Source organism: Marinobacterium iners DSM 11526, assembly GCF_900107855.1.
In the GTDB taxonomy this organism is placed as follows: Bacteria; Pseudomonadota; Gammaproteobacteria; order Pseudomonadales; family Balneatricaceae; genus Marinobacterium; species Marinobacterium iners.
Map to the genome: position 1 here is coordinate 103,924 of NZ_FNRJ01000003.1, position 26,433 is coordinate 130,356.

The 26,433-nt window shown below is 54.8% G+C and carries 26 protein-coding genes; 17 read left to right on the forward strand and 9 right to left on the reverse strand.

Annotated elements, in window-relative coordinates:
• Positions 1–11: 11 nt before the first annotated feature.
• Together BLV48_RS05145 and BLV48_RS05150 are read left to right on the forward strand one after the other, a co-directional pair.
• Complete coding sequence (locus BLV48_RS05145) at positions 12–398, forward strand: phasin family protein (protein WP_091824119.1); 387 nt, start codon at positions 12–14, stop codon at positions 396–398.
• Between the two features lie 271 nt (positions 399–669).
• The gene (locus BLV48_RS05150; protein ID WP_091824122.1) at positions 670–1,164 is read left to right on the forward strand and encodes a phasin family protein; all 495 of its coding nucleotides are present in this window, start codon (positions 670–672) and stop codon (positions 1,162–1,164) included.
• A 67-nt stretch (positions 1,165–1,231) separates the two neighbouring features.
• Here the strand turns inward: BLV48_RS05150 and BLV48_RS05155 are convergent, their stop codons facing one another.
• The 6 genes from BLV48_RS05155 to BLV48_RS05180 form a co-directional block, all read right to left on the reverse strand.
• Positions 1,232–2,440 carry a UbiH/UbiF/VisC/COQ6 family ubiquinone biosynthesis hydroxylase gene (locus BLV48_RS05155; protein ID WP_091824124.1) on the reverse strand — a complete coding sequence of 403 codons (1,209 nt, stop codon included), beginning with the start codon at positions 2,438–2,440 and terminating at the stop codon, positions 1,232–1,234.
• Between the two features lie 143 nt (positions 2,441–2,583).
• Complete coding sequence (serS, locus tag BLV48_RS05160) at positions 2,584–3,858, reverse strand: serine--tRNA ligase (protein ID WP_091824127.1); 1,275 nt, start codon at positions 3,856–3,858, stop codon at positions 2,584–2,586.
• 37 nt (positions 3,859–3,895) lie between these two features.
• On the reverse strand, positions 3,896–4,267 hold the full coding sequence (crcB, locus tag BLV48_RS05165) for a fluoride efflux transporter CrcB (RefSeq protein WP_091824130.1): 372 nt from the start codon (positions 4,265–4,267) through the stop codon (positions 3,896–3,898).
• Positions 4,264–5,619, reverse strand: coding sequence for a replication-associated recombination protein A (locus BLV48_RS05170; protein WP_091824133.1), 1,356 nt, complete (start codon positions 5,617–5,619; stop codon positions 4,264–4,266). The genes crcB and BLV48_RS05170 overlap by 4 nt, the downstream gene beginning before the upstream one ends.
• Entirely contained in the window at positions 5,619–6,245 is a 627-nt protein-coding gene (gene lolA, locus BLV48_RS05175; protein WP_242530169.1) for an outer membrane lipoprotein periplasmic chaperone LolA, read from the reverse strand. Before lolA ends, BLV48_RS05170 begins: the two co-directional genes overlap by 1 nt.
• A gap of 1 nt (position 6,246) precedes the next feature.
• Positions 6,247–8,709 carry a DNA translocase FtsK gene (locus tag BLV48_RS05180; protein WP_254774969.1) on the reverse strand — a complete coding sequence of 821 codons (2,463 nt, stop codon included), beginning with the start codon at positions 8,707–8,709 and terminating at the stop codon, positions 6,247–6,249.
• Positions 8,710–8,884: 175 nt separating this feature from the next.
• Between BLV48_RS05180 and trxB the strand changes: the two genes are divergently transcribed.
• The 4 genes from trxB to infA all read left to right on the forward strand — a co-directional run bounded on the left by trxB (position 8,885) and on the right by infA (position 11,580).
• On the forward strand, positions 8,885–9,841 hold the full coding sequence (gene trxB / locus BLV48_RS05185) for a thioredoxin-disulfide reductase (protein ID WP_091824136.1): 957 nt from the start codon (positions 8,885–8,887) through the stop codon (positions 9,839–9,841).
• Complete coding sequence (gene aat / locus BLV48_RS05190; RefSeq protein WP_091824138.1) at positions 9,841–10,560, forward strand: leucyl/phenylalanyl-tRNA--protein transferase; 720 nt, start codon at positions 9,841–9,843, stop codon at positions 10,558–10,560. Before trxB ends, aat begins: the two co-directional genes overlap by 1 nt.
• On the forward strand, positions 10,541–11,281 hold the full coding sequence (locus tag BLV48_RS05195; RefSeq protein WP_254774971.1) for an arginyltransferase: 741 nt from the start codon (positions 10,541–10,543) through the stop codon (positions 11,279–11,281). Before aat ends, BLV48_RS05195 begins: the two co-directional genes overlap by 20 nt.
• A gap of 80 nt (positions 11,282–11,361) precedes the next feature.
• Complete coding sequence (gene infA / locus BLV48_RS05200; RefSeq protein WP_091824146.1) at positions 11,362–11,580, forward strand: translation initiation factor IF-1; 219 nt, start codon at positions 11,362–11,364, stop codon at positions 11,578–11,580.
• Positions 11,581–11,613: 33 nt separating this feature from the next.
• Here infA and clpA read toward each other — a convergent pair whose 3' ends face one another.
• Both clpA and clpS read right to left on the reverse strand, forming a co-directional pair.
• Positions 11,614–13,872: an ATP-dependent Clp protease ATP-binding subunit ClpA gene (clpA, locus tag BLV48_RS05205; protein WP_091824149.1), complete on the reverse strand. Its 2,259-nt coding sequence runs from the start codon at positions 13,870–13,872 to the stop codon at positions 11,614–11,616.
• Between the two features lie 15 nt (positions 13,873–13,887).
• Positions 13,888–14,223 (reverse strand): ATP-dependent Clp protease adapter ClpS, encoded by a 336-nt coding sequence (gene clpS / locus BLV48_RS05210; RefSeq protein ID WP_139253891.1) that lies wholly within the window; start codon positions 14,221–14,223, stop codon positions 13,888–13,890.
• Between the two features lie 295 nt (positions 14,224–14,518).
• Between clpS and cspD the strand changes: the two genes are divergently transcribed.
• From cspD to BLV48_RS05265, 11 genes are all read left to right on the forward strand, one after another.
• Positions 14,519–14,725 (forward strand): cold shock domain-containing protein CspD, encoded by a 207-nt coding sequence (gene cspD, locus BLV48_RS05215; protein ID WP_091824154.1) that lies wholly within the window; start codon positions 14,519–14,521, stop codon positions 14,723–14,725.
• Positions 14,726–14,740: 15 nt separating this feature from the next.
• Positions 14,741–15,367, forward strand: a complete 627-nt coding sequence (locus BLV48_RS05220) for a pseudouridine synthase (RefSeq protein WP_091824157.1) — start codon at positions 14,741–14,743, stop codon at positions 15,365–15,367.
• Positions 15,368–15,438: 71 nt separating this feature from the next.
• Complete coding sequence (locus tag BLV48_RS05225) at positions 15,439–15,885, forward strand: NUDIX hydrolase (RefSeq protein WP_091824159.1); 447 nt, start codon at positions 15,439–15,441, stop codon at positions 15,883–15,885.
• Positions 15,886–15,888: 3 nt separating this feature from the next.
• Complete coding sequence (mnmA, locus tag BLV48_RS05230) at positions 15,889–17,016, forward strand: tRNA 2-thiouridine(34) synthase MnmA (protein ID WP_091824162.1); 1,128 nt, start codon at positions 15,889–15,891, stop codon at positions 17,014–17,016.
• Entirely contained in the window at positions 17,016–17,687 is a 672-nt protein-coding gene (hflD, locus tag BLV48_RS05235) for a high frequency lysogenization protein HflD (RefSeq protein ID WP_091824165.1), read from the forward strand. The genes mnmA and hflD overlap by 1 nt, the downstream gene beginning before the upstream one ends.
• Positions 17,688–17,775: 88 nt before the next feature.
• On the forward strand, positions 17,776–19,140 hold the full coding sequence (gene purB, locus BLV48_RS05240; RefSeq protein WP_091824168.1) for an adenylosuccinate lyase: 1,365 nt from the start codon (positions 17,776–17,778) through the stop codon (positions 19,138–19,140).
• A 63-nt stretch (positions 19,141–19,203) separates the two neighbouring features.
• Complete coding sequence (locus BLV48_RS05245; RefSeq protein ID WP_091824170.1) at positions 19,204–20,037, forward strand: alpha/beta fold hydrolase; 834 nt, start codon at positions 19,204–19,206, stop codon at positions 20,035–20,037.
• Positions 20,038–20,116: 79 nt separating this feature from the next.
• Positions 20,117–20,839: an RNA methyltransferase gene (locus BLV48_RS05250; protein ID WP_091824173.1), complete on the forward strand. Its 723-nt coding sequence runs from the start codon at positions 20,117–20,119 to the stop codon at positions 20,837–20,839.
• A 70-nt stretch (positions 20,840–20,909) separates the two neighbouring features.
• Complete coding sequence (locus tag BLV48_RS05255) at positions 20,910–21,173, forward strand: hypothetical protein (RefSeq protein WP_091824175.1); 264 nt, start codon at positions 20,910–20,912, stop codon at positions 21,171–21,173.
• Positions 21,163–22,311 carry a cupin domain-containing protein gene (locus BLV48_RS05260; protein ID WP_091824178.1) on the forward strand — a complete coding sequence of 383 codons (1,149 nt, stop codon included), beginning with the start codon at positions 21,163–21,165 and terminating at the stop codon, positions 22,309–22,311. Before BLV48_RS05255 ends, BLV48_RS05260 begins: the two co-directional genes overlap by 11 nt.
• A gap of 512 nt (positions 22,312–22,823) precedes the next feature.
• Positions 22,824–24,419, forward strand: a complete 1,596-nt coding sequence (locus tag BLV48_RS05265) for an isocitrate lyase (RefSeq protein ID WP_091824182.1) — start codon at positions 22,824–22,826, stop codon at positions 24,417–24,419.
• 145 nt (positions 24,420–24,564) lie between these two features.
• Here BLV48_RS05265 and BLV48_RS05270 read toward each other — a convergent pair whose 3' ends face one another.
• On the reverse strand, positions 24,565–26,169 hold the full coding sequence (locus tag BLV48_RS05270) for an ankyrin repeat domain-containing protein (RefSeq protein ID WP_175527589.1): 1,605 nt from the start codon (positions 26,167–26,169) through the stop codon (positions 24,565–24,567).
• Positions 26,170–26,433: the final 264 nt, after the last annotated feature.

Sequence of the window (26,433 nt, forward strand, 5' to 3'; positions counted from 1 at the left end):
GGTGACTTACTATGTACGAGAACATGAAAGACAAAATGAAGCCGGTCATGGATATGGCTGAAATCAACAAAAAGACCACCGAGAAGCTGATTGCTTTGCAGTCTGCCTACGTGTCTGAATTTGTTAATGCCAGCCTGAACCAGATGAAGACCCTGTCTGAGTCACGCGATCCCAAGGCTGCACTGGAGCTTCAGGTCAAGTATCTGAAAGAGATCGAAGCCAAACTGACAGACGTGGCCGAGAAAGAGATGGCTGCTCTGGTTGAAGCCAAGGAAGAACTTACCGGTCTGGTTGAGAAAAGCGTTGCCGAAATCGGTGACCTGAAGGACGTTCCCTTCATGGCTGAGCTGCAGAAGTTCATGAAGCCGATGGACATGGCTGCCAAAAGCAGCAAGTAAATCGGTGGTTGGGGTTGTGCGTTTGCACAATCCCCGACCTGCTGGCTGCGCTTGATTGACTCATCCGTGGCATGTATTCATGCACTGCTACTGTCTGCTAAAAGATACTGAATTTCGTCGATCTGGCAGCAGATTAACGCAAATCAAAAAGAATTCACTTTGTTGGCTGCAGGTTTGACAGAGTGAGAATTGAATGTCTATCATGCAGTTTTTGCACCGCAGCAAAAACGCTGAAGTCGGTTCTTTGCACTGTTATTAAAGGTAAGTGACTATGTACGACAACATGTTGAAAGAGATGCAGGACAAAATGAAGCCCGTTACCGAGCTGGCTGAAATCAACAAAAAAGCTGTTGAGAAAATTTTTGCTCTGCAGTCCGGCTACTTTGCCGATTGCGTTAATGCCAGCCTGGCTCAGGTTAAGGCACTGGCTGAAGTGAAAGAGCCGAAGCAGGCACTGGAGCTTCAGATGGGCTTCATCAAGCAGCAGGAAGCGAAGTGGACCGAAGTTGCCGAACAGGAGCTGGCCACGCTGAATGAAGTGCGTGAAGAAGTATCCAGCCTGTTCGAGCAGAGCCTGAGCTCACTGAGCGAAATGCCCTACTTCGACCTGGCCAAACTCGATTTGCCCAAGTTCGACATGAACCAGTTTGATATGACCAAGTTCGATATCAGCAACTTCATGCCGAAAACTGAAGCCGAAAAGCCGGCAGCCAAGCCTGCTGCTCGCAAGGCCGCTTCAGCAGCCAGCGCCTCTGCTGCATCCTGATACCGCCTCTTCGCTGTATATGAAATGACCGCCCAAGGGCGGTCATTTTTGTTTCTGTACCGAGCGCCTATCTGGCCAGATCGGGTAGCTCTCCTCTGAGCCCCATCGCAAACTCCATTACCCGGTTACGTGCCGGCGGCAAGTGCCCGGCCAGCCCCAAGCCCGCATTCCGAAGCAGTTTGAGCGGCCCGATATCATTGCTGAATATGCGATAGAATCCGTCCATGACTTGCATCATCAGCAGGTTGTGGCGGCGGCGCTGTTTCTCGAAACGCTCAAGCATACTGAGATCACTGATGGATTCGCCACATTGATGCGCTGCAAGCAGCGTTTGTGCCAGTGCAGCTGCATCCAGCAGACCAATATTGACGCCCTGCCCGGCCAACGGATGAATCATATGGGCAGCGTCCCCGACCAGCACAACCCCTTCATGGCAATATTGCTGAGCATGCTGACGTCGCAGCGGGAAACTGCTGCGCCCCTGTATCTCGGTGATATGGCCCAACTCGCTCGGAAATACAGCATGCAATTGCTGCAGGAATTGTTCTTCAGGCAAGGCCAGAAGGCGTTTGACCTCGTTTGGCGTGTTGTACCACACCAGTGAAGCGTTGTGTCCACTCAACGGTAAGAAGGCCAGCGGCCCGGTCGGGGTAAACTGCTGCCAGGTGATATCCTGCTGGCCATAGGCGGTCGTGACACCGGCGACCAAGGCATGCTGTTCGTAATCCCACTTGGTCACACCGATACCGGCTGCCTTGCGTACCTTTGAGTCTCCGCCATCCGCTGCCACAACCAAACGACCTACCAACTCGCGGCCATCCTCCAGTTGCACCAGTGTTGCACCGGGAACATAGTCAATCCGCGTTGTGGGAGCTGGCGAAATCAGATCGATATTGTCAAATGCTTTCAGGCGCTCCAGCAGCGCAATCTGGATCAGGCGGTTTTCAACGATATGACCAAGGTGGTCGTAGCCTATAGCGGTGGCATCAAACTCGGTGGCTGCGGCAGTTGAGCTTTTCTCCCACACTTTCATGCGTCGGTAGGGGCAGCTGCGCCGGTCCTTTATTCCACCCCAGGCGCCGATATTCTGAAGGAAGCGTTCGGAGGCAATACTCAAGGCGGACACGCGCAGATCGTGGGGCTGGGAAGGCTCGAAGCCGGCAGGTAGTTGACGCTCCAGCACGGCCACCGACAGGCCGGAATTACCCAGGGCGCAGGCCAGTGCCGATCCCACCATTCCGCCACCGACAATCAGAATATCGTATCGGGTTTTCATCAGGGTGCTCCTTCAAATCGCAATGCGCGTCAGTATACCGGAAGCCCCGAATGGTCGCTTGCGTCAGATCAAACCGTGTCTATTGTGAGCAAGGAAACAAAAAGCCCCGCAGTTGCGGGGCTTTAGGATAGCGCGAAGCAGATTTACAGTTCGGTAATGCCGCCCATGTAGGGCTGCAGTGCCTCCGGTACGCGAACAGAGCCACTTTCGGTCTGGTAGTTTTCCAGTACAGCGACCAGTGTTCGGCCAACAGCAAGGCCTGAACCGTTCAGCGTATGTACCAGCTCCGGTTTGCCGGTTTCCGGGTTGCGCCAACGTGCCATCATGCGACGCGCCTGGAAGTCACCCATGTTGGAACAGGAAGAGATCTCGCGGAACTTGCCCTGCCCCGGTAGCCAAACCTCGATATCGTAGGTCTTGGCGGCACTGAAACCGAGGTCGCCGCCACAGAGGGCGACAACCCGGTAGGGCAGACTCAGTTTCTGCAGAATGGCCTCAGCGTGCCCGGTGAGAGCCTCAAGGGCATCCCAGGATTTTGCCGGCTCGACCACATGTACCAGCTCAACCTTGTCAAACTGATGCTGGCGGATCATGCCACGAGTGTCACGACCAGAAGCGCCTGCCTCGGAACGGAAACAGGGTGTGTGGCAGGTGTACTGCAGTGGCAGCTGGGCCGCGTCGATGATCTCGTCACGCACCGTATTGGTAACCGGGACCTCAGCGGTGGGAATCAGGTAGTAGTTTCGATCACCCAGCGGTGTGCGGAACAGGTCTTCTTCAAACTTGGGTAGCTGGCCGGTTCCGAGCAGTGAGTCGGCATTGACCAGATACGGCACATAGATTTCGGTGTAGCCGTGCTCGGCAATATGGGTGTCGAGCATGAATTGGGTCAGGGCGCGGTGCAGGCGGGCAATCTTGCCTTTCATTACAGCAAAACGAGAGCCTGTTATTTTGGCGGCAGTTTCAAAGTCCAGCTCGTTGTTTTTTTCTCCCAGCGCAACATGGTCCTGAGGCTCAAAACTGAACTCTGCCGGAGTGCCCCAGCGGCGGACTTCGACGTTGTCCTCTTCATCGGCTCCGGCAGGCACTGATTCATGCGGAATGTTGGGAACACCCAGCAACAATGCATCAAGTGTAGCCTGCACCTGATTCAGGCGCTGTTTGGCATCGTCGAGTTGCTGGCCCAGGCTCTGCACTTCATCCAGCAGGGGCTGGATGTCTTCGCCGGAGGCTTTCGCCTTGCCGATGCTCTTGGAGCGAGTGTTGCGCTCATTCTGCAGCGCTTCGGTTTCGGTTTGGATGGCTTTGCGCTGATTGTCCAGCTCGATAAAGCGCTCAACCGGGAATTCAAACCCTTTCTTTTTCAGCAGCTCAGCGACTGCTTCAGGGTTGGCGCGTACAAATTTAGGATCCAGCATGAGAGCAAACTTACCTTGTGTTGTCAGTACAGAGTTGTCAGAACAGACGGGTCAACCACAATCCGGCACCCAGTGCGGCAATGCACAATAGAACGCTTAATGATATATAAATCAGGGCCGACATTATATGCCCCTCGCTGATCATCGCCACCGTTTCCAGAGAAAAGGTCGAGAAAGTGGTAAAGGCACCCAAAAATCCAACCATCACCAGAGGCCGAAGTTCTGGCGACAGGCGAGCCTTTTCAAGGATCAGTACAAAGCATACACCCATCAAGAAAGAGCCCAGTACGTTTACGCTCAGCGTACCGACCGGTATGGGATGCTCAGCGTTATTGAGCCAGCCACTGACCCAGTAACGCGCCACCGCACCCAGTGCTCCTCCCAGCGCTACAGCGAACAGATGTATCATCCTGAGCTCCTTGGATAACGTCGCCGTGGGCTGCGCTGGTCCTGTTCACGAAGGCGTTGCAGTTTTTCACGGATTTTGATTTCCAGCCCACGTGGTTCGGGCTCATACCAACGTTGATGAGCCAAGGCCTCCGGCAGATAGTTCTCCCCTGCCGCATATGCATCCGGCTCATCATGGGCATAGCGGTATTCATCACCGTACCCGAGCGACTTCATCAGACTGGTGGGCGCATTGCGCAGATGATCCGGCACTGGATGAGAGCCTTCGCCTCTTACCTGCATCAGACACTGGTTGAATGCCTTGTACACTGCGTTGCTTTTGGGTGCGCAGGCACAGTAGATCGCAGCCTGTGCTATCGCCCGTTCACCTTCGGCAGGACCCACGCGCTCAAACGCGTCCCAAGCTGATAACGCCACCTGCATGGCACGGGGATCGGCATTGCCGATATCTTCCGATGCAATTGCCACCAACCGGCGCGCGACATAGAGCGGATCAGCGCCGCCATCCAGCATACGGCAATACCAGTAAAGCGCCCCGTCCGGTGAAGAGCCACGCACCGACTTGTGAAAGGCAGAAATCATGTCGTAGAAGTGATCTCCGCCCTTGTCAAAGCGGCGCCCTCCCGCCTGTAGTACTTCATGCAGTACTGCTTCCGTTACGAGGTGGGTGCCGTCAGCTTGCGGCTGTGCCAGATCAGCAGCGATCTCAAGCAGATTGAGTGCGCTGCGAGCATCACCGTCAGCCGCTGTAATCAGTCGCTGCAGCAGGTCAGGTTCAACCTTCAACTGCAGCGAACCCAGCCCTTGCTGGACATCGCTCAAGGCATGATGGACAACCTGCATCAGCTCATCGGGCTGCAATGCCCGCAGCAGGTAAACGCGCGCCCGGGACAAAAGAGCATTATTCAGCTCGAAGGACGGGTTTTCGGTGGTTGCACCGATAAAGATCAAAGTGCCATCTTCCACATAGGGCAGAAAGGCATCCTGTTGTGATTTGTTGAAACGGTGTACCTCATCCACGAACAGGATGGTCTTGCGACCGCTCTGCGCCTTTACCTGACGTGCTTCTTCTACCGCCTGGCGAATCTCTTTCACGCCTGACAGTACGGCCGACAGGGTGATGAAATGGGCATCGACCTTGTGTGCGACCAGTTGTGCCAAGGTGGTTTTACCGACCCCCGGCGGCCCCCACAGAATCATGGAGTGGATCAGCCCTTGATCCAGTGCCTGGCGTAATGGTTTACCCGCTGCGAGCAGGTGACTCTGACCAGCATAGTGCTCCAGTGTGTGCGGTCGCATGCGGGCGGCCAGAGGCTGATAGCCGGTGGCCTGGTTGCTGAACAGGTCCTGCATCAGAAGCCCGGATCTTCAATCAGGTCAGCGCCTGGCGGCAGGCTGAACTCAAAAATGTCCTGCGGCAGTTCCGGGTTGTATTCCAGGTCATGCAAAACCAGCATGCTGCGTTGGCCCAGGCTGTCCTCCATGGACAGTTCTGTCAGGCGCTCCTGTTCAAACAATAGCCGTATACGGGCGAATGTGTTGCCTTCAGGGTTCAACGGCCGTAATTCAAACAGGGAGATGCCCTGTTCGTTTTCATCGATGCGACTGATACTGAACTGTTTTTGCAGTTCGCTGATCTGGCCATTCAGAATCAGCGCAGGGGCGCTGTTGCCATGTGAACCGGAGGGTCTGCGAGTCACCTGGTCCAGGTCTGGATCATGTATCCAGATCGACTCCCCATCACTGACGATCTCCTGCACGAATGGCTGTTCTGTTACCCAGCGGAAACGGTCCGGACGGGCCACGTAAAAATAGCCAACCGATTCCTCGGCTCGGTCACCGTCACTGCTGAGCGCAAACTGGCTGAACTCGGCTCGTGCCGATTCATACCCGGACAGGCGCTGTTGCAGATCGTCGGCCGGGCCTGCAAAGGCGGTGCCTATACCCAGCGCCAGTGTAGCCATCAGTTTTTTCAGCATCTCAGTTCCTCGGTGGTGGCGGTGCCAGCACTTCGCGCTGACCATTACTGCCCGCCTCGGAAACAACCCCCGCTGCTTCCATGGTTTCGATCATGCGTGCAGCGCGGTTGTAACCGATTTTGAGCTTGCGCTGTACGCTGGAGATGGACGCCTTGCGGGACTCGGTCACGAACGCTACCGCCTCGTCGTAAAGTGGGTCCTGTTCGTCATCAAACAGATCACCACCGCTGCCGCCATCTCCTGCTGACCCATCTGACAGATTCACGTCAATGTAGTTCGGCTCTCCCAACAGCTTCCACTGCTCAACCACTCGATGGACCTCGTCATCGCTGACGAAGGCGCCATGTACACGGTTCGGAATGCTGGTGCCGGCCGGCACGTAGAGCATGTCCCCATAACCCAGCAGACTCTCGGCCCCGCCCTGATCAAGGATGGTGCGCGAGTCGATCTTCGATGACACCTGGAAGGCGATACGGGTCGGAATATTGGCCTTGATCAGACCAGTGATCACATCCACGGAGGGGCGTTGCGTGGCAAGAATCAAATGTATGCCGGCCGCCCTCGCCTTTTGTGCAATACGGGCAATCAACTCTTCGACCTTTTTGCCCACCATCATCATCATGTCGGCAAATTCATCAATCACCACCACAATATAGGGCAGCGTTTCCAGCGTTGGGGCTGGCTCATCATCGGGCAGGCCGTATTCCTGCGGATTCCATAGCGGGTCCGGGATCGGCTTCCCTGCTTCCTGCGCTTGAATGACCTTGTCGTTGAAACCGGCAATATTGCGCACACCCATTTTGGCCATCAGGCGGTAGCGTCGCTCCATCTCGGCGACACACCAGCGCAAACCACCGGCGGCCTCTTTCATATCGGTAATGACGGGAGTCAGCAAATGTGGGACGCCCTCGTAGACCGACAACTCCAGCATTTTGGGGTCAACCAGAATCAGCCGCACTTCCTCCGGCGTTGCCTTCAGCAACAGACTCAGCAGCATGGCGTTGACGCCCACTGATTTGCCCGAACCTGTCGTACCGGCCACCAGCAGGTGTGGCATCTTGGCAAGGTTGGCTACCACCGGATTGCCTGCAATATCGTTGCCCAGTGCCAGCGTCAGGCGTGAGGAGGCTTCCAGATAAGGCCTGGCGTTCAAAACCTCGCTCAGGTGCACGGTTTGACGGACCTCGTTTGGAATTTCCACCCCAACAACGGATTTGCCCGGAATGACCTCAACCACTCGCACACTCATGACGGCCATGGATCGGGCAAGGTCACGCGACAGGTTACTGATTTTGCTGGCCTTCACTCCGGGGGCTGGCTGAAGCTCAAAGCGTGTGATGACCGGGCCCGGATTGACTTCAACCACTTCAACGACTACGCCAAAGTCTTTCAGCTTACTTTCCAGCAGGCGTGACATCTGCTCCAGCTCATCTTCGCTGTAGCCCTGCTGCTGCTGCAGCTCTGGCGGGTCAAGCAGATCAAGAGATGGCAGTCTGGGTAACTGTTTGCGTTTGACCGGGGTCGGCTCGCTGTCAGGCTCATCCGCCATCGGCTGGTGAGTTTCAGACAGCGGCACAATCTTGAGGCTGCGTTTTGCCGCTTCTGCAACCGCTCCAGCGGCTGCACTTGTTTTGGCCATGGCCGCTTTCGCAGCAGTCGTAGACTCTTCTGAAGACGGAATGACAGTATTTTCCGCAATGGATGGTTCCATGCGTGGTTCAATGCGTTCATGCATGGCTGGGGCTGGGCTGACCGGTCGTGAAACACGAGGTGCCACGTCAGGTGAATCAGCTGCTCTCGCAAACGCGTTATTTGCAATGGCGGGTTCGTCTGCAGTCGTAAGGGGCAGCCGTCCGCGCAACTGGTCAACCATCCGCAGAAGAGCGCCACCAAGCAGTTCGAGCAGCTCCTGCCACGAGAACTCCAGAAACAAGGTCAGGCCCAGCAGCATCAGAGTCCAGAACAGAATTGAGCTTCCGGTAACGCTGAACCAGCTGACAGCCCAGTCAGAAGTGGCCTCGCCCAGCAAGCCGCCCACCGTAAACGGGTAATGCAGGCTGTCGTTGGAAAGATGGATGGATGACAGTGTGCACAGGGCTAGCAGGAAGATAGCGGCCCCCAGGCTGCGCAGCATCAGGAATGGCAAGGTTTCCATAATACCCACGCGGACCTGGCGCAGATAGCGCCAGGCTGGCCACAACACCAGCAGCGGTAACAGATAGGCGCCTACGCCAAAAGCGGAAATCATGCCATCAGCCATCCAGGCGCCTGCAGTTCCGGTAAAATTCTTTACCTCTGGCTGGTAAGCCAGATGCGACCATCCTGGGTCGCGCGGGTCATATCCAATCAGTGCCAGCAATAAAAACAGACAGGCTCCAGCCAGCAGGATCAGCCCACCCTCGCGGGCAATACTGGCCAGCTGGGTTGTCAGAGAAGGCACTGTGGGGGGTCGCTTTTCACTCAATCCGGTTTTCCTTACACTCAACAGATCTCGATGCAGCGGCAAAAATACCATATATCGGCCACGGACACCGAATATTGCCATGCTCACCCGTGCTGTCATAGACAATCCGCCATCGCGGGTTTAGAGTCGGCTGCAATCAGTAACAGGAACCATTCAATCCGGATACCCAACACCCATGAGTGAAGTACAACACCATCGTCTGATTATCCTGGGCTCTGGCCCTGCCGGTTACACCGCTGCCGTCTATGCTGCACGCGCCAACCTGAACCCGGTCGTAATTACCGGCATGCAGGCTGGCGGGCAGCTGACCACCACCACCGAAGTCGACAATTGGCCCGGAGATGTGGATGGTGTGCAGGGCCCTGAGTTAATGCAGCGGATGCAGGCCCATGCCGAACGCTTCAATACTCAGGTGATTTTCGATCACATTAATGAAACACAGCTACAGAGCCGTCCTTTCCGCCTCAAGGGTGATATGGGCGAGTACAGCTGTGATGCCCTCATCATCGCAACAGGGGCATCGGCACAGTACCTGGGCCTGCCGTCCGAAGAGGCCTTTATGGGCAAAGGTGTCAGCGCTTGTGCCACCTGTGACGGCTTTTTCTATCGTGGCCAGAAAGTGGCCGTGATCGGTGGTGGCAACACCGCTGTTGAAGAAGCACTCTACCTGTCCAATATTGCAGCAGAAGTCACCCTGATTCACCGTCGTGACAGCCTGCGCTCCGAGAAAATCCTGCAGGACAAAATTCTGGAACGGGCTGAAAACGGCAACATCAATATCCTTTGGAACCACCAACTGGACGAAGTGCTGGGTGATCAGAGCGGGGTCACCGGTATTCGCGTCCGCAGTACAGCCGATGCCTCCACGCATGAGCTTGATCTGCAGGGCGTGTTTGTCGCCATTGGACACAAGCCCAATACAGAGCTGTTTGCAGGTCAGCTGGAGATGAATGACGGCTATCTGAAGATTCGCTCAGGCCTTGAAGGCAAGGCAACCCAAACCAGCATTGAAGGTGTGTTTGCGGCGGGTGATGTGTGTGACCACATCTACCGTCAGGCGATTACATCAGCCGGTTTTGGTTGCATGGCAGCACTGGATGCCGAAAAATATCTGGATGATCTCGACGCCTGATGATTCCGTGGCTGGCTGATGACAGCCTGCTCTTTCCTCCGCTCGATAAGGCCCTGGCAGAGCCCAACGGCCTGTTGGCGGCTGGCGGAGATCTGAGCAAGGCAAGGCTTTTGAGTGCCTATCGCAGCGGGATCTTTCCCTGGTATAACCCCGGGGAGCCTATCCTGTGGTGGAGCCCTGACCCGCGTTGCATTGTGTTGCCGAACAAACTGCACGTATCGCGCAGCCTGCGCAAACGCCTGCGCCGCACTGACTACCGGGTGACTTTTGATCAGGCCTTTGAGCACGTGGTCAGAGCGTGTGCAGGGCCGCGTCGAGGACAGCAGGGCACTTGGATCAGCCATGAGATTTTCTCGGCTTACGTGAATCTCCACCACCAGGGCATCGCACATTCGGTTGAAGTCTGGATGGGTGATGAACTGGTCGGTGGGCTTTATGGCCTGGCCATTGGGTCGGTTTTTTTCGGCGAATCAATGTTCTCGTACCAGCGTGACGCCTCAAAAATAGGCTTCACCTGGTGCGTGACACAGCTCAAACAATGGGGATATCAGCTCATTGATTGCCAGGTATATAACGACCATTTGGCGAGCTTAGGTGCGATAGAAATCACACGACATGACTTTGCTGCAAGTCTGGATCAGCTGTGTGAACAGTCGCTTGATCATATCTGGCAATTTTCCATTACCCGCGAGGCAGTTTGTGAAAATTCGTGTAGCTGATCTGTGTGCGCTGCGGTTCTATGCCACGCCAGAACATGATTGCAGCTACTTGCCTGACCGACAGGCGCGCACTCTTTTTGTAGACCCGCGTGCCGATATTGATCGTAACCTGTACAGCCAGCTGTCAGAACTGGGCTTCCGGCGCAGTGGTGGACATATCTATCGACCGCATTGCGAGCAGTGTCAGGCCTGTATTTCCGTTCGCGTACCTGTTGCTGAATTCAACCCCTCCAAAACACAGCGGCGTATCGAGAATCGTAACGCCGACCTGATTGTTCGTGCTGTTCCCTGCCAGCTTACACACGAGTACTACGCGCTTTATGAGCGTTATATCAATCAGCGCCATGCTGATGGCGACATGTACCCCCCCTCCCCGGATCAGTTTTTCAATTTTCTTGTTGAAGGTACGGTGGATTCCTGTTTTTACGAATTCCGCAACCAAGAAGGTACGCTCCTGGCAGTGGCGGTATCCGATATACTGGAACAGGGGATGTCGGCTCTCTACACTTTCTATGATCCTGATATGGAGTGGCGCAGTCTCGGTGTGTACGCCGTTATCTGGCAGATTCGACAAACCGCAAGGAGCGGCAAGGAGTGGCTGTATCTTGGCTATTGGGTGGAAGACTGCCGCAAAATGAACTACAAGATTCGCTACCGGCCGCTGGAGATGCTTATCAACAGCGAGTGGCGTCGATTGAGCCCTGAGGCAAGCACCGATTAGCTTTTGAAATCGGGCGTCTTTTAGGGCACAATACTGCGCTTTCCACACTCAGGCTAACCAGCCTCAAAGGTAGGTAGTGAATGGCTAAAGAAGATTCATTTGAAATGGAAGGTACCGTTATCGATACCCTTCCCAATACCATGTTCCGCGTTGAGCTCGAAAATGGCCACGTTGTGACTGCCCATATCTCCGGCAAAATGCGCAAGAACTACATCCGTATTCTGACTGGCGACAAGGTCAAGGTCGAACTGACTCCCTACGACCTGAGCAAAGGCCGTATCGTTTACCGCGCCCGCTGATATCACGAGCGCGGCTGCGGTGGATGGCAGCCCTCAGGCTGCCACCGCTGCGACCTCCAGACAGATCTCTCCATCCTCGCCGATACCAATATCCACTTCTCCGCCGGATTCTGCCAGTTCTCCAAACAGAATCATCTCGGCCAGCGGCTTCTTCAGCTTTTCCTGAATCAGACGCTGCATCGGGCGGGCACCCATCTTCTCGTCATAACCGTTCTCAGCCAGCCACTGGCGTGCAGCCTCATCCACATGCAACACTACATGTTTGTCGTCCAATTGAGCCTGGAGCTCAGTCAGGAACTTGTCGACCACACCCTTGACGATTTCCAGAGTCAGGGGCTTGAACTGAATCACGGTATCCAGGCGATTGCGGAACTCCGGTGTAAACAGTCGTTTCAGAGCCTCCATTGCATCCGTGCTGTGGTCCTGCTGAGTGAAGCCGATTGACGGCCGGCTGTGTGCTTCGGCACCTGCGTTGGTCGTCATCACCAGAATGACGTTGCGGAAGTCTGCCTTACGACCGTTATTGTCGGTCAAAGTGCCGTTATCCATCACTTGAAGCAGCAGGTTGAACACCTCAGGGTGCGCCTTCTCGATCTCATCCAGCAGCAGTACGCAATGCGGTGACTTGGTGATCGCTTCTGTCAGCAGTCCTCCCTGATCGAAGCCCACGTAGCCCGGAGGCGCACCGATCAGGCGTGAGACGGTGTGCCGTTCCATATACTCTGACATGTCAAAGCGCACCAGCTCGATACCCAAAATGCGCGCCAACTGCTGGGTAACCTCAGTCTTGCCGACACCGGTTGGGCCGGCAAACAGGAAGCTGCCCACCGGCTTGTTTGGCTCCTTGAGGCCTGCACGAGACAGTTTGATGGCCGAAGCCAAAGAGCTGATCGCTTCATCCTGCCCCAGTACCACCATCTTGAGATTGCTTTCCAGCTTACGCAACTGATCCTTATCGGATGTGGACACGCTTTTCGGCGGGATACGTGCGATCTTGGCGACCACCGACTCGACTTCAGCCACGTCGATGACCTTTTTGCGCTGTTCAACGGGCATGAGCCGCTGATAGGCCCCCGCTTCATCGATTACATCAATGGCCTTGTCCGGCATATGCTTGTCATTGATGTAGCGATCCGCCAGCTCGGAGGCTGCGCGCAGTGCCGCATCGGTGTACTCCAGGTCGTGATGCTCCTCGAAGCGAGACCGCAGGCCGCGCAGAATGTGGTAGGTATCATCCACGTTCGGCTCAAGCACATCAATTTTCTGGAACCGGCGCGCGAGCGCACGGTCTTTCTCAAAGATGCCACGAAATTCCTGAAAAGTGGTCGACCCGATGCATCGGATCTCACCGGAACTGAGCAGCGGCTTGAGCAGGTTGGAAGCGTCCATGGAGCCGCCGGAAGCGGCACCTGCCCCGATAATGGTATGGATTTCATCAATAAACAGGATAGAACGCGGCTGTTGTTTGATCTCGTTCAACAAGGCCTTGAGCCTTTTTTCGAAATCACCGCGGTACTTGGTGCCCGCCAGCAAAGCACCCAGATCAAGGGCATAGACAATGCTGTCGGAGATAATATCCGGCACCTTGTCTTCAATGATCAGTTTTGCCAGTCCCTCGGCAATCGCTGTTTTGCCGACACCGGCCTCCCCCACCAGCAGAGGGTTGTTCTTGCGACGACGTGACAAAATCTGTACCACCCGTTCGACTTCGGAGTCACGCCCTACCAGCGGATCGATCCGACCCAGTGCAGCCTGCTGATTCAGATTGACGGCATACTGAGACAGGGCGCTTTTGCTGCTTTCACCACTCTCTTCACCATCAGCACCCAGCCCGGGTTCGTCAGACTCCTGTTCGTTGATGCGGGATATACCGTGCGAGATGTAGTTGACCACATCCATGCGTTCGATGCCCTGCTGCTGCAGAACAAACACAGCGTGACTTTCCTGCTCGCTGTAGATGGCCACCAACACATTGGCGCCATTGACCTCAGACTTGCCGGAGGACTGCACATGGAAAACTGCACGCTGCAATACGCGCTGAAAGCCAAGTGTCGGTTGGGTTTCCATGTTGGGAATGTTATCCGGCAGCAGTGGTGTGGTTTCATCGATAAACACCGACAACTGCTGGCGCAAACGGCTCAAATCGGCGCCGCAGGCATTGAGCACCGCAACCGCCTGACGGTTGTCGAGCAACGCCAACAGCAAGTGCTCAACCGTCATGAATTCATGTCGCTTATCCCGGGCTGACCGGAATGCAACGCTCAGGGTGTCTTCAAGCTCTCGATTCAGCATGGCATTCGCCTCCCGTCAGACCGATTCCACTTCACACAGCAGAGGGTGCTTGTTCTCTCTGGCATATTGATTCACTTGTGTGGCTTTAGTTTCAGCCACATCGCGGGTATACACTCCGCATACGCCTTTACCCTGAGTATGGACCGCCAACATCACTTGTGTAGCCTTCTCTTGGTCCATATTGAAAAAAATCATTAATACCTCGATGACAAAATCCATCGGTGTGTAGTCATCGTTCATCAGCACCACCCTGTACATGGGAGGGCGCTTGAGTTGCGGTTTGGTTTCCGCTGTTGCCAGACCACCATCATCATCGTGGTGTTCTTCATCAGCATTATGGTTTGAACTCATGAGCCTGAACTCGCGTTCGTTCACAAACAACGTCGATACCTTCGATATTAGTCTAAAACAACCGGGAAAAAACCCGGCAATGTCTAGTGTCATTAACTGCAAATGCTATACTCGCGCTTACAAGGAGAGGTTAAAGGCAGCCGACGGATAAGTCCATGGTGCTGCCCTTGCCTGTAGTCCCTGGCGTAGAAATGCATACACATAAGGAGTTCCTGCAACGCCGCATCCCTGTTTTGATCGGTATTGCAGGTAATGACCAAGGAGCTGTGCTCCGAATGTCACGGGGGAGTATTTTATGCAAACAGGGACAGTCAAGTGGTTCAACAACGCCAAAGGCTACGGTTTTATTCTGTCCGAGGCCTGCGAAGAAGAGTTGTTCGCGCACTTTTCTGCCATCGCGATGGATGGCTACAAAAGTCTCAAGGCGGGCCAAGCGGTCCAGTTCGAAATACAGCAGGGCCCAAAGGGGCTGCACGCTGTGAATATTCAACCTGCGGAGTAGCCAACCGGTCGCTGCATGTCGAGAATCCTTCTGTTCAACAAGCCTTTTCGTGTACTGACCCAGTTCACGGACTCTGAAGGACGCTCGACACTGGCGGATTTCATCAAGGTTCCTGGTGTCTACGCGGCCGGTCGCCTTGATTTTGACTCCGAAGGACTGCTGATTCTAACGGATGATGGTCGGTTGCAGCAGCAACTGGCCAACCCTGCATTCAAGCTGCCCAAAACCTATTGTGTTCAGGTTGACGGCGAAATAAGTGAAGCGGCACTTAATCGGCTGCGCCAGGGCGTTCAACTCAAGGATGGCCCGACTCGCCCGGCTCGGGCCCGTCGAATCAACCCACCCCGCTGGCTTTGGCCACGCAACCCACCCGTCAGGTTCCGCAAGGAACAGCCCACCAGCTGGATCGAACTGATTATTACCGAAGGTCGCAACCGACAGGTGCGCCGCATGACCGCAGAGGTCGGCTTCCCGACCCTGCGCCTGATTCGTTGGTCGATCGGTAATTGGACACTGGACTCGCTGGCGCCAGGGCAGTGGCGCGAGGAGCAGGTGAACCTGCCCGCGCCACCTGCACGACCCGCTGCCGCACGGCGCAACAGTCGTCGTCCATCTGCAAAACGCCCGCGCAGCCGAGCCTGAATCCTCACCGGACAAATACGCTGCCAAACTGCTATTATTGCGCCCGAATCCAAACCTTGTCGGGAGTTTCAATGCGCTGGACACCCCACGCAACCGTTGCCTGCATCGTTGAACAGGAAGGCCGTTTTCTGCTCGTCGAAGAGATGGCAGGTGGTAAAGTCGTTATCAATCAGCCTGCGGGCCATCTGGAACGCGGCGAGTCCTTTGTTGCAGCCGCTCGGCGCGAAACCCTTGAAGAAACCGGTTGGCAGGTCGAGCCCGAGGCTTTGTTGGGCATGTATACTTACTTCGCCCCGTCCAATGGTGTGACCTATCACCGTTTCTGTTTTATCGCGCGCGCCGTTGCCGAGCTGCCTGACGCCAGTCTTGATGAAGGCATTATCCGCCCGCTCTGGCTGACACGAGACGAAATGGAGCAACACCGCGCCCAATTGCGCAGTGAATTGGTGACCCGCTGCGTTGATGATTATCTTGCAGGCACCCGTTACCCTCTGGACTTTATTCAGGAAACTGTCTGAACCATGAATTCTGCTAACGCCCAGACCAAAGTGATCGTCGGCATGTCCGGCGGTGTTGACTCTTCCGTATCGGCTCTGCTGTTGCTGCAGCAGGGCTATCAGGTCGAAGGCCTGTTCATGAAAAACTGGGAAGAGGATGACGGAACCGAATACTGCACGGCCAAGGAAGATATGGCCGATGCCCAGGCCGTGTGTGACAAACTGGGCATCCCGCTGCACAGCGCCAACTTTGCGGCCGAGTACTGGGACAATGTATTCGAACATTTTCTGGAAGAATACAAGGCCGGGCGCACCCCCAACCCGGATATTCTTTGCAACCGCGAGATCAAGTTCAAGGCATTTCTTGAGTATGCTCAGCTGCTGGGCGCTGATCTGATTGCGACCGGCCATTACGTGCGCCGTGGTGAGCGTGACGGCCATACCGTACTGCTCAAGGGACTGGACCCGAACAAGGACCAGAGTTATTTCCTGCATCAGGTCGGCGAAGATGAGCTTAAACTGACACTTTTCCCGGTTGGCGAGCTGGAAAAGCCCGAAGTGCGTCGACTGGCGGAAGAACATGGGCTGATAACCCATGACAAGAAAGACAGTACCGGTATCTGCTTTATCGGCGAGCGTCGCTTCAGCGACTTCCTGAAACAGTATCTGCCGGCACAGGCTGGCAAAATCGAAACACCTGACGGTGACGTGATCGGTGAGCACCAGGGACTGATGTATTACACCATCGGTCAGCGTCAGGGGCTCGGCATAGGGGGGCTGAAAGATTATCCTGAAGAGCCCTGGTTTGCGGCGGCGAAAGATCTGGATCGAAACGTGTTGATCGCGGTTCAGGGACAACATCCCCTGCTCTATTCCAACTGGCTGCATGCAGGTGATATTTTCTGGATCAGCGGCGAAGCACCCGAGCTGCCGCTGCGCTGCAAGGCTAAGGTGCGTTACCGTCAGGCGGATCAGGACTGCACCGTGGAAGCCGCTGCCGAAGGCGGTTACAGAGTGGTGTTTGACCAGCCGCAACGTGCCGTAACCCCTGGCCAGTCTGTTGTATTCTACGTAGATGACCTTTGCCTTGGTGGTGGTGTCATCGAAACCACCTCGCGCCATTCGATAGCCGGCTCGGCTAAGGAGCACTGATGTCGCGTCAACATGATGAACAAACCATCGCGCTGGCCGGAATGTTTCAGGCCGCCAGCCTGGTGGACCAGATCGCCCGTCGTGGCATGGTGCCGCAGAACAACCTTGAAACCAGCATCGCCAGCCTGTTCGTGACCGATCCGCGCCAGACGGAAGATGTCTATGGCGGTGTCAACAACATCCCCTACTCGCTCAACCTTGGCCTGCGTCACCTGCAGGACATGGTGGACAAGAACGAGAGCGCCCAGAACAAGCAGATTGTGCAATATGTGCTGGGCATGATCATGTTGGAGCGTCAGCTCGACAAACACCCTGACGTGATGCAAAAGATCGGCGAAGGTATCGATGAGGTGGCACGCAAGGCGCGCTATTTCAGTGAGCAGGATGACAACGCCGAACTCGACCCTTCAGCCTATACCCACAGCAACGTGATCGCGGCGCTGGATGGCCTGTATCAGACCACCGTGAGCACCTTCAGCTTCCGTATCCAGGTTGGCGGTGATCCAAGGCATCTGCAGAACACCGAAAACGCCGCACGTATTCGCGCTCTGTTGCTGGCCGGTATCCGTTCTGCACTGCTCTGGCGGCAGGTCGGTGGCAAGCGCTGGCATATGCTGTTTTTCCGTTCGCGCCTCAAGCCTTCGTTGAGACGCATTCTCAAGTCATCCTGATCCAGAGCCGCACTGGCGTACCCAGCTGCGGCCATTTCCCGTATAATTCGCGCTTTATCGACGCAAGCCAAGAGTGAGACTGTGTAACATGGAGCTTTCTGCCCTTACCGCCGTATCCCCGGTTGATGGCCGCTACGGCAGCAAAACTGCCGACCTGCGTGCTGTATTCAGTGAATTCGGTCTGATCCGTTCCCGCGTCCAGGTCGAGATCCGCTGGCTGCAGCAGCTGGCCGCCCACCCGCAGATTGTGGAGGTTCCGGCGCTGAGTGAAGCCGCCAACGCGCAGCTGAACCGTATCGTGGACGAGTTCGGTATCGAGCATGCCGAGCGCATCAAGGAAATTGAACGTACTACCAACCACGATGTAAAAGCGGTCGAGTACTTTATCAAGGAGCAGATCGCCGACAACGCCGAGCTGGCCGCGATCAGCGAGTTTGTTCACTTCGCCTGCACCTCGGAAGACATCAACAATCTGTCGCACGCACTGATGCTGCGCCATGGCGTTGAAGTCACCCGCAATCAGATGCAGCAGGTAACCGATGCCATCGCGGCACTGGGGCGCGAACATGCTGACCAGCCTATGCTTTGCCGCACCCACGGCCAGACCGCTTCGCCGAGCACCATGGGCAAGGAGATGGCCAACGTTGCATACCGCCTGCAGCGTCAGTTGAAGCAGATCGACAATATCGAATATCTTGGCAAGATCAACGGTGCCGTAGGCAACTACAATGCTCACCTGTCCGCCTATGCCGATATCGACTGGGAAGCCAACGCCAAATCTTTCGTCGAGAGCCTGGGGCTGAGCTGGAACCCGTACACCACTCAGATCGAGCCGCATGACTACATCGCCGAGCTGTTTGATGCCGTATGCCGTTTCAACACCATCCTGATCGATTTTGACCGTGATGTGTGGGGCTACATCTCGCTTGGTTTCTTCAAGCAGAAGACAGTGGCCGGTGAAGTAGGCTCTTCCACCATGCCGCACAAGGTTAACCCGATCGACTTCGAAAACTCCGAAGGCAACTTGGGCATCGCCAATGCGATCATGCAGCACCTGGCCAGCAAACTGCCGATCTCCCGCTGGCAGCGTGACCTGACCGACTCCACCGTACTGCGCAATCTGGGTGTCGGTTTTGGCCACAGCCTGATCGCCTACCAGGCCAGCCTCAAGGGTATCAGCAAGCTGGAAATCAACGCTGCCCGTCTGGCGGAAGATCTGGACAACGCCTGGGAAGTGCTGGCCGAGCCGATTCAGACCGTGATGCGCCGCTACGGCATCGAGAAGCCCTACGAGAAACTGAAGGACCTGACCCGTGGCAAGACCATGAACCAGTCCACCATTCAGGACTTCATCGACACGCTGGATATGCCCCAGAGTGCCAAGGATGAGCTCAAGGCGCTGACGCCATCACTCTACACAGGCAACGCCGCGGCTCAGGCCAAGCGCATCTAAGTTGTTTCACGGGGCCTTCTGGCCCCGTTTTTGATTCCATGACAGTCTTTTACAGGTGCAGGTATGGAAACACTGCTCGCTACCGATAATCACCCCATTCGATATGTTAGCCTGGGCAAGGGCCAGCCCGTAGTGTTTCTGCATGGCTGGACCTCTGGCGCTCGCGAATGGCTCCCTTTCGCCTCCGAGCTGGCCGAATCCCATCAGGTCTTTTGCTGGGATGCCCGTGGTCACGGCACCCATGAACCTCCACCCTGCGATCAGATGGTGATCAGCCAGATGGCGGCTGATCTTGACCGCCTGCTCACCGAACATGATCTGCGCGATGTGGTACTGGTGGGCCACTCCATGGGCGCTCTGATCAGCTGGGAGTACATTCGCAGCTACGGACTTGGGCGCCTCGGTGGCCTGTGCATAGTAGACCAGTCCCCCAAACTGGTTACCGATATCGACTGGCCTCTGGGTATCTACGGCGACTTCGATTACGACCGCAACCAGCGCTTCCTGCAACGGTTGGAGCAGGACTTTGCTGAAGGGGTGCTGGAGCTGGCGGCGCACGGCCTTAACCGACGCAGCCGCGAGAACTATGAAGCCAACTCGCGCGGTTTTCAGCAAATGCGCGACTATCTGCGCGGGCTGAACGCACCGGCACTGACTCGGTGCTGGGATTCGCTGACGCAACAGGACTACCGCGACCTGCTGCCACAGATCGACCTGCCGACTCTGCTGATCTACGGTGACAGTAGTCAGTTCTACAGCTCGGAGGTGTCGCAATGGGTTGAGGCCCAGCTGCCCTTCCCCGAACTGCATATCTACCCCAAGACGGATCACTCACCACATCTGTGGCATAAAGAGCGCTTTGTGCATGACCTTAAACACTGGTGTCGACGACTGTGAGTCTGATACGTCCTCTGTTACTTTGTCTCACCCGCCTTGCCCCCTATAATGCGGCTCAATTCTGTTTGTGAGGCACCGCATGCTCGACAATATTCGCATCATCATGGTCAACACCTTTCACCCCGGCAACATCGGCGCTGCGGCCCGTGCTTTGAAAAACATGGGCCTGAGCCAACTCTGGCTGGTTGACCCCATCGAGTTTCCGCATGCAGAGGCCGAATCACGTGCAGCCGGTGCCAAGGATCTGCTCGATAATGCCGTGGTCGTCAAGACCGTCGAAGAGGCCATTGCCGATTGTCAGCTGGTCATCGGTACCAGTGCCCGCCAGCGCAGCTTCGATCAGCCTCTGATGGACGCCGAAGCCGCCGCAGCCATGATGGTGGATGAGGCCCGCAGTGGCCAGATCGCCATTCTGTTTGGCCGCGAAACCATGGGGCTGACCAATGAGGAGATGCTGCTGTGCAACCGCCATCTTTACATTGATGCCAATGAAGACTATCCGGTACTCAACATCGCCCAGGCGATACAGCTGGTCACCTACGAGCTGCGCAGAGCCGCCCGTGGTGCAAAAGCCGTAGCCGAGCCTGCACCCTATCCACGCCAGGGTGAGATCACCCTGTTTTATGAACATCTTGAAAAGGTGCTGCGTCGCACCGGCTTCATCATCCCCCAGCATGAGGGGCGAGTGATGGAAAAACTGCGCCGTTACTTCAATCGCACCCGCCCCGAAAAGGCCGAGTTGGGCATGTTGCGCGGCATTCTGACTTCGGTTGAAGAGGTGCTGGAGCGCGAGAAGCACTGAACCAAAGTTGACTTCGTTGCCAATGCACCACTCTGTCAGACTGAGGTCTGCAATCAACAAGGAGAGATCAATGAGCCATTCACACAGCCTGCTTGAGCTGGCCGCCCAGGCCGAAGCCCTGCGCAACGGCCTGCAACAGACCGCTCGCGACTACGAACAGTTCGAGTTTAACGTTGACGGTGTGCACAGCTGCATGGCGCGTATTCAGAAGTGTATTCGTATGGTCGGTAACGACCGTCAGGCCGCACTGGCCAACCGCGACAAGCGCAAGGTGATGGCTGAGCTTGAAGATGCGGTCACTGAAATGGCGGAGCTGCTTAATCTTGATCACTGAACTGAATTGGGGCGAGCTAAGCCCTGAAATCTTTCTGCGTGACTACTGGCAGAAAAAGCCCCTTTTGATTCGTAACGCCTTCCCCGGCTTCCAACCGGCAATCGATGCAGATGAGTTGGCCGGCCTGGCATGTGAAGATGATATCGAGTCACGCCTGATCATCAATGATCCAGCCAGCGGGCACTGGGCACTTGAGCACGGCCCTTTTGCACCCGAACGCTTTGCTGAGCTGGGTGACGCCCCCTGGACTCTGCTGGTACAGGCCGTGGATCACTGGGTGCCGGATGTTGCCCCGCTGCTGGAGGCTTTCAACTTCATTCCTCAGTGGCGCCGCGATGATCTGATGATCAGTTACGCCAGTGATGGCGGTGGTGTGGGACCGCATTATGACAACTATGATGTGTTCCTGCTGCAGGCAGAGGGCGTGCGCCGCTGGGAAGTGGGTGGCCTGTTTGGTGAAGACTCCCCTCGACGTGAAGATACTCCGGTCATGATCTTGCCTGAATGGCATGCCGAGCAGAGCTGGGAACTGAACCCGGGGGATATGCTCTACTTGCCGCCCCGTGTGGGTCACAACGGGGTGGGTGTGGGTGATGGCTGCATGACCTGGTCGATCGGGTTTCGCGCCCCTTCCCATGCAGAGATCTTGCGTGGCCTGACCGACACGCTATGCGACTCACTCAGTACCGACTTGCGTTACACCGATGCTGACCTGGCATTGACTGCCAAACCCGGTGAAATTGATGCAGCCGCAATTGCCCGCCTAAGCTCAATCCTGCAGCAATACCTTGGCGACCCTGACCGACTTGCACACTGGTTTGGTACCTTCATGACTGAGCCAAAGTACCCGGAGCTGGCCGGAAGTGATGAAACCCTGACAGCAGCCGAGTTGGCTGAAGCACTTGAGGAGGGTGCGGAACTGGTGCGTGCAGAAGGGGCACGACTGGCTTGGCATCAGAACAGCGATTCCAGCCTGACCTTGTTTGCGGATGGGCAGCCTTTTCCTGTTTTTGCAGTTGCAGCAAAAAACCTAGCGCAGCAATTGTGTCTTCATCACAGGTTTAGACCTTTGTTTGATGACGAGACAGCACCGCTGCTGCTGGCATTACTCAACCAAGGTAGCCTGTATCTCGAATAAGCGGCATCAAACTCTCATTTCAACTCTAAAGGCCATTCTTTCACGAGTGGCCTTTTTTATTTCGGATCGACTTTGGTCGTAAGGAAATCCACCATAAGTCACTGATATAGCGAATTTTTACTGTAAATGTAGTGAGAATTTTTTAGATTTTTTAGATATAAGCCGGATAACCAAAATAACTTAAAACCCGTGTAAAACACGTTTTTATTGACTAATACCAAAGTGGCTAATCCTTAAGTTTTAGGCACTCAAACCACGGTAATTACTGGGGTTTTAGAGTTTCAGACTCGTTTTCCTATTGTAGTTAAATTACAGCCGAAAAAAGGTTTCGAATGTAGTGAGACTACATTTTTGTTGCTGTGCACAAAATCATTTTGACACCCTCACAGCATGCGCCCATTATTCGCTTCAACAAGGCACTGCCACTCCAGCGGAATGACAGCGCCGCAAGATCTGGAACGGGGTTACCCGATCCAACATTACCTAAACACAAACACTGTGAAGGAATGACCATGTCAGCTTACAAAAACGAGATCGATGCCATCGCTACCGTCCGCGCTGCCGCCGGCAACACCTGGGAAGCGATCAACCCTGAATACGCGGCTCGCATGCGCATTCAGAACCGTTTCAAGACCGGTCTGGATATCGCACGCTACACTGCCAAGATCATGCGTCAGGATATGGCCGAGTACGATGCCGACAGCTCTCAGTACACTCAGTCTCTGGGTTGCTGGCATGGTTTCATCGGTCAGCAGAAGCTGATCGCCATCAAGAAGCACTTCGGTAACACCAACAAGCGCTACCTGTACCTGTCCGGCTGGATGATTGCCGCGCTGCGTTCCGAGTTTGGCCCGCTGCCCGACCAGTCCATGCACGAGAAAACCTCTGTACCGGCGCTGATCGAAGAGCTCTACACCTTCCTGCGCCAGGCTGATGCCCGTGAAATGGGCGGACTGTTCCGCCAGCTGGACGACGCTCGCGAATCCGGTGATGCAGCGAAAGAAGCTGACATTCAGGCTCAGATCGACAACTTCCAGACCCACGTCGTGCCGATCATCGCCGACATTGACGCCGGTTTCGGTAACGAAGAAGCCACTTACCTGCTGGCCAAGAAAATGATCGAAGCCGGTGCCTGTGCGATCCAGATCGAAAACCAGGTATCTGACGAGAAGCAGTGTGGTCACCAGGATGGCAAGGTAACCGTTCCGCACGCCGACTTCCTGGCCAAGATCCGCGCCGTACGCTACGCATTCCTGGAGCTGGGTGTTGAAGACGGTGTCATCGTTGCCCGTACCGACTCTCTGGGTGCCGGCCTGACCAAGCAGATCGCCGTAACCAACGAACCGGGCGACCTGGGCGACAAGTACAACAGCTTCCTGGATGGTGATTACATCGACAGCGCAGCTGACATCGACAACGGTGACGTGGTTGTTAAGGCTAACGGCAAGCTGCTGAAGCCGAAGCGCCTGGCCTCTGGCCTGTTCCAGTTCAAGAAAGGCTCCGGTGAAGACCGCGTGGTTCTGGACTGCATCACCTCACTGCAGAACGGTGCCGACCTGCTGTGGATCGAGACCGAGAAGCCGCACGTAGGCCAGATCGCTGCGATGGTTAACCGCATCCGTGAAGAAGTACCCAATGCCAAGCTGGTGTACAACAACAGCCCGTCCTTCAACTGGACGCTGAATTTCCGCCAGCAGGTGTTCGATACGATGGCTGAAGCCGGTCAGGATGTATCCAAGTACGACCGTGCCAACCTGATGAGCGTTGAATACGACGAAACCGAACTGGCCGCCGTTGCTGACGAGAAGATCCGCACCTTCCAGGCTGATGCAGCCCGCGAAGCCGGCATCTTCCACCACCTGATCACTCTGCCGACCTACCACACTGCGGCCCTGTCTACCGACAACCTGGCCAAAGAGTACTTCGGTGACGCTGGCATGCTGGGCTACGTTGAAGGCGTACAGCGCAAGGAGATTCGTCAGGGTATCGCCTGCGTTAAGCACCAGAACATGGCAGGTTCCGACATGGGTGACGATCACAAAGAGTACTTCTCTGGTGACGCTGCACTGAAAGCCTCTGGTAAAGACAACACCATGAACCAGTTCTGATCTGGTCTCATAGCCCCTTGCAGATCAAGGGGCTATGAATAAAGAATATTTCGTGTGCCAATCGTGTGCCGAAATATCACAGAGCCGCGCCATTCTTCCCCGAGATGGCGCGGTTTTTTTGCCTCTCCTTGGCAAATACAGGTGTCTATTCGCCTCCGGAGAGAAACATTTCCAAAACCTCGGGACCGTCTTTTTCAACTATCAGTTCACGGGCAGCTTGGCCTTTTATACCTTTTAGATTCAGGTCTCCGCCATATTGTAGATAGAGACGAATGAGTGCATGCGCTTTATCGCGATTAAAAAACCGAGCGGCCCGATGTAAAGGACTCTCACCATGATTGTTCTGCAAGTTCGGATCTGCACCTTTATCAAGCAGGTATGGTGCGAGCCGTTGTCCAAAAGAGGTCGCCTCATGCAAAGGTGTGTCGCCCTTTTTATCCTGCGCATTAACATTGGCTCCCTTTTCTATTAACAGCTCAAATAATTCATCGGTAAATCTGTCTGCCTTGCGAGTAGCTTCGTGAAGCGGTGTTTTTCCAGCGTCGTCCCCTAGTTGAACACTGGCGCCTTTTTCAATCAGTTGAATGGCGGCCTGCTGATTAAGTTTTTCGATCGCCAAATGCAGCGCTGTGCACCCAAGACTATCCCATCGTGCATCCAACAGACTGCATCTATCCAGTAGAAACTCAAGTAGCTGTAAACTGCTTTCTGTTTGATCCCATTCAGCGGCATAATGAAGAACCGTTTTCCCGTAGCAAATCAGAGTATCGCAATCACACTGATCAACCTCGATTAAGCGGCGAATCTCAGATAGATCTTGGTTTGCAAGTGCATACTGTAGTGTCTTGCAGCGCTCCTCTCGGGAAAGCCTAAGCGGTACATCATTTCTTTCATCAGCAAGGAAGTGTTTAAAAAAACTTGCCATCTGTCGAGCCGTATTTTCTTCCCAAAGCGAGTCTTTAAGTGAGATATTTTCAGATATTTCACCTTCTTTTGTGAAAGCAATAAAGGTAGGCGCGACTTTCGGATCAAGACCTTGCTGATTTATATAATTGAGCCAATGTAAAGCGTCCACTCTAAAGATACTGGTATGTTTTAATGCTTCATTCAGAACAGGGTGATCCAATAGCTGTTCAAACGCCTGACAGGGCTCGCAGTCTGGCATCGCGATATACATAATAGCCCGATATTCTTTTTTCTTAGCGCGCTCTGTCAATTGCTTGATGACGCTGTTTTTCATGGTGGCTGGCGAACGTTTTGTCCGGGTAAAAATAAAATCACCACTGAGCTTGGGTCTGGCGGGCATAGCTGCAAGAGTAATACCTGCTTTTGCAGCTGATTCGATTATTCTTTTAGATTGGTTTTTTCGAGAGATAAAACCATAATAGGAATCGCTAAAATCATTGTATTGTAGGAAAACAAATTGCTTCAGAGATAACCAGTCGTTAAAAGCCTGCAACCCTTCCTCAACATTATCCTCCCCATCCAAGGCAAATTCCGCCGTCAACTCATGAGTACGTGCCATGGCATTGGCTTGCCAAACCAGCTCATCCAACCCCTTAACGTCCAATTGCATCAACAACCAATGCTCTTCGGGATTCAGCGAAACCAAAGCGTAAAACAGAGCCTCTATAAAAGTCTCGCCCTCTTCATAATCATAGGTATCTATCAATTGTTTTAGTTGTTCAAGACTTTTTTCAGGTAGCTTGCGTGTAATATTAATGAAAAAAGTCATTTCTTGTTCATTCATAATCATCCTAAAGTTTCTTGTATATCAGAAATTATTCTGAGGGCCATCTCTTCCATAAGCCTGATTATTAAAAGTGTTTATTTTTCTTAGGGAACTACAGTCCTCGCCTACGCCTTGTGGCGCAAGCTACCTGAACTTGGCAGACTCAACCGCAAAGAGATAGCTGCACCCTCGGGGTCGTTCCCGTATCTTTACGGTCATACTCATGGCGATGCTGTCATCAATCCAATGTAACACTGCGTTCAAATGCTTCTGCGGGCATCT

Excerpts from the sequence above, each read along its gene's own strand:
- cspD (WP_091824154.1), top strand. The coding sequence starts at position 14,519 with ATGCAAACAGGGACAGTCAAGTGGTTCAACAACGCCAAAGGCTACGGT.
- infA (WP_091824146.1), top strand. The coding sequence starts at position 11,362 with ATGGCTAAAGAAGATTCATTTGAAATGGAAGGTACCGTTATCGATACC.
- BLV48_RS05150 (WP_091824122.1), top strand. The coding sequence starts at position 670 with ATGTACGACAACATGTTGAAAGAGATGCAGGACAAAATGAAGCCCGTT.
- BLV48_RS05145 (WP_091824119.1), top strand. The coding sequence starts at position 12 with ATGTACGAGAACATGAAAGACAAAATGAAGCCGGTCATGGATATGGCT.
- BLV48_RS05250 (WP_091824173.1), top strand. The coding sequence starts at position 20,117 with ATGCTCGACAATATTCGCATCATCATGGTCAACACCTTTCACCCCGGC.
- purB (WP_091824168.1), top strand. The coding sequence starts at position 17,776 with ATGGAGCTTTCTGCCCTTACCGCCGTATCCCCGGTTGATGGCCGCTAC.
- clpA (WP_091824149.1), bottom strand. The coding sequence starts at position 13,872 with ATGCTGAATCGAGAGCTTGAAGACACCCTGAGCGTTGCATTCCGGTCA.
- clpS (WP_139253891.1), bottom strand. The coding sequence starts at position 14,223 with ATGAGTTCAAACCATAATGCTGATGAAGAACACCACGATGATGATGGT.
- BLV48_RS05225 (WP_091824159.1), top strand. The coding sequence starts at position 15,439 with ATGCGCTGGACACCCCACGCAACCGTTGCCTGCATCGTTGAACAGGAA.
- lolA (WP_242530169.1), bottom strand. The coding sequence starts at position 6,245 with ATGCTGAAAAAACTGATGGCTACACTGGCGCTGGGTATAGGCACCGCC.
- hflD (WP_091824165.1), top strand. The coding sequence starts at position 17,016 with ATGTCGCGTCAACATGATGAACAAACCATCGCGCTGGCCGGAATGTTT.
- aat (WP_091824138.1), top strand. The coding sequence starts at position 9,841 with ATGATTCCGTGGCTGGCTGATGACAGCCTGCTCTTTCCTCCGCTCGAT.
- BLV48_RS05155 (WP_091824124.1), bottom strand. The coding sequence starts at position 2,440 with ATGAAAACCCGATACGATATTCTGATTGTCGGTGGCGGAATGGTGGGA.
- BLV48_RS05170 (WP_091824133.1), bottom strand. The coding sequence starts at position 5,619 with ATGCAGGACCTGTTCAGCAACCAGGCCACCGGCTATCAGCCTCTGGCC.
- BLV48_RS05220 (WP_091824157.1), top strand. The coding sequence starts at position 14,741 with ATGTCGAGAATCCTTCTGTTCAACAAGCCTTTTCGTGTACTGACCCAG.
- BLV48_RS05255 (WP_091824175.1), top strand. The coding sequence starts at position 20,910 with ATGAGCCATTCACACAGCCTGCTTGAGCTGGCCGCCCAGGCCGAAGCC.
- BLV48_RS05270 (WP_175527589.1), bottom strand. The coding sequence starts at position 26,169 with ATGAATGAACAAGAAATGACTTTTTTCATTAATATTACACGCAAGCTA.
- BLV48_RS05265 (WP_091824182.1), top strand. The coding sequence starts at position 22,824 with ATGTCAGCTTACAAAAACGAGATCGATGCCATCGCTACCGTCCGCGCT.
- crcB (WP_091824130.1), bottom strand. The coding sequence starts at position 4,267 with ATGATACATCTGTTCGCTGTAGCGCTGGGAGGAGCACTGGGTGCGGTG.
- trxB (WP_091824136.1), top strand. The coding sequence starts at position 8,885 with ATGAGTGAAGTACAACACCATCGTCTGATTATCCTGGGCTCTGGCCCT.
- mnmA (WP_091824162.1), top strand. The coding sequence starts at position 15,889 with ATGAATTCTGCTAACGCCCAGACCAAAGTGATCGTCGGCATGTCCGGC.
- BLV48_RS05245 (WP_091824170.1), top strand. The coding sequence starts at position 19,204 with ATGGAAACACTGCTCGCTACCGATAATCACCCCATTCGATATGTTAGC.
- serS (WP_091824127.1), bottom strand. The coding sequence starts at position 3,858 with ATGCTGGATCCTAAATTTGTACGCGCCAACCCTGAAGCAGTCGCTGAG.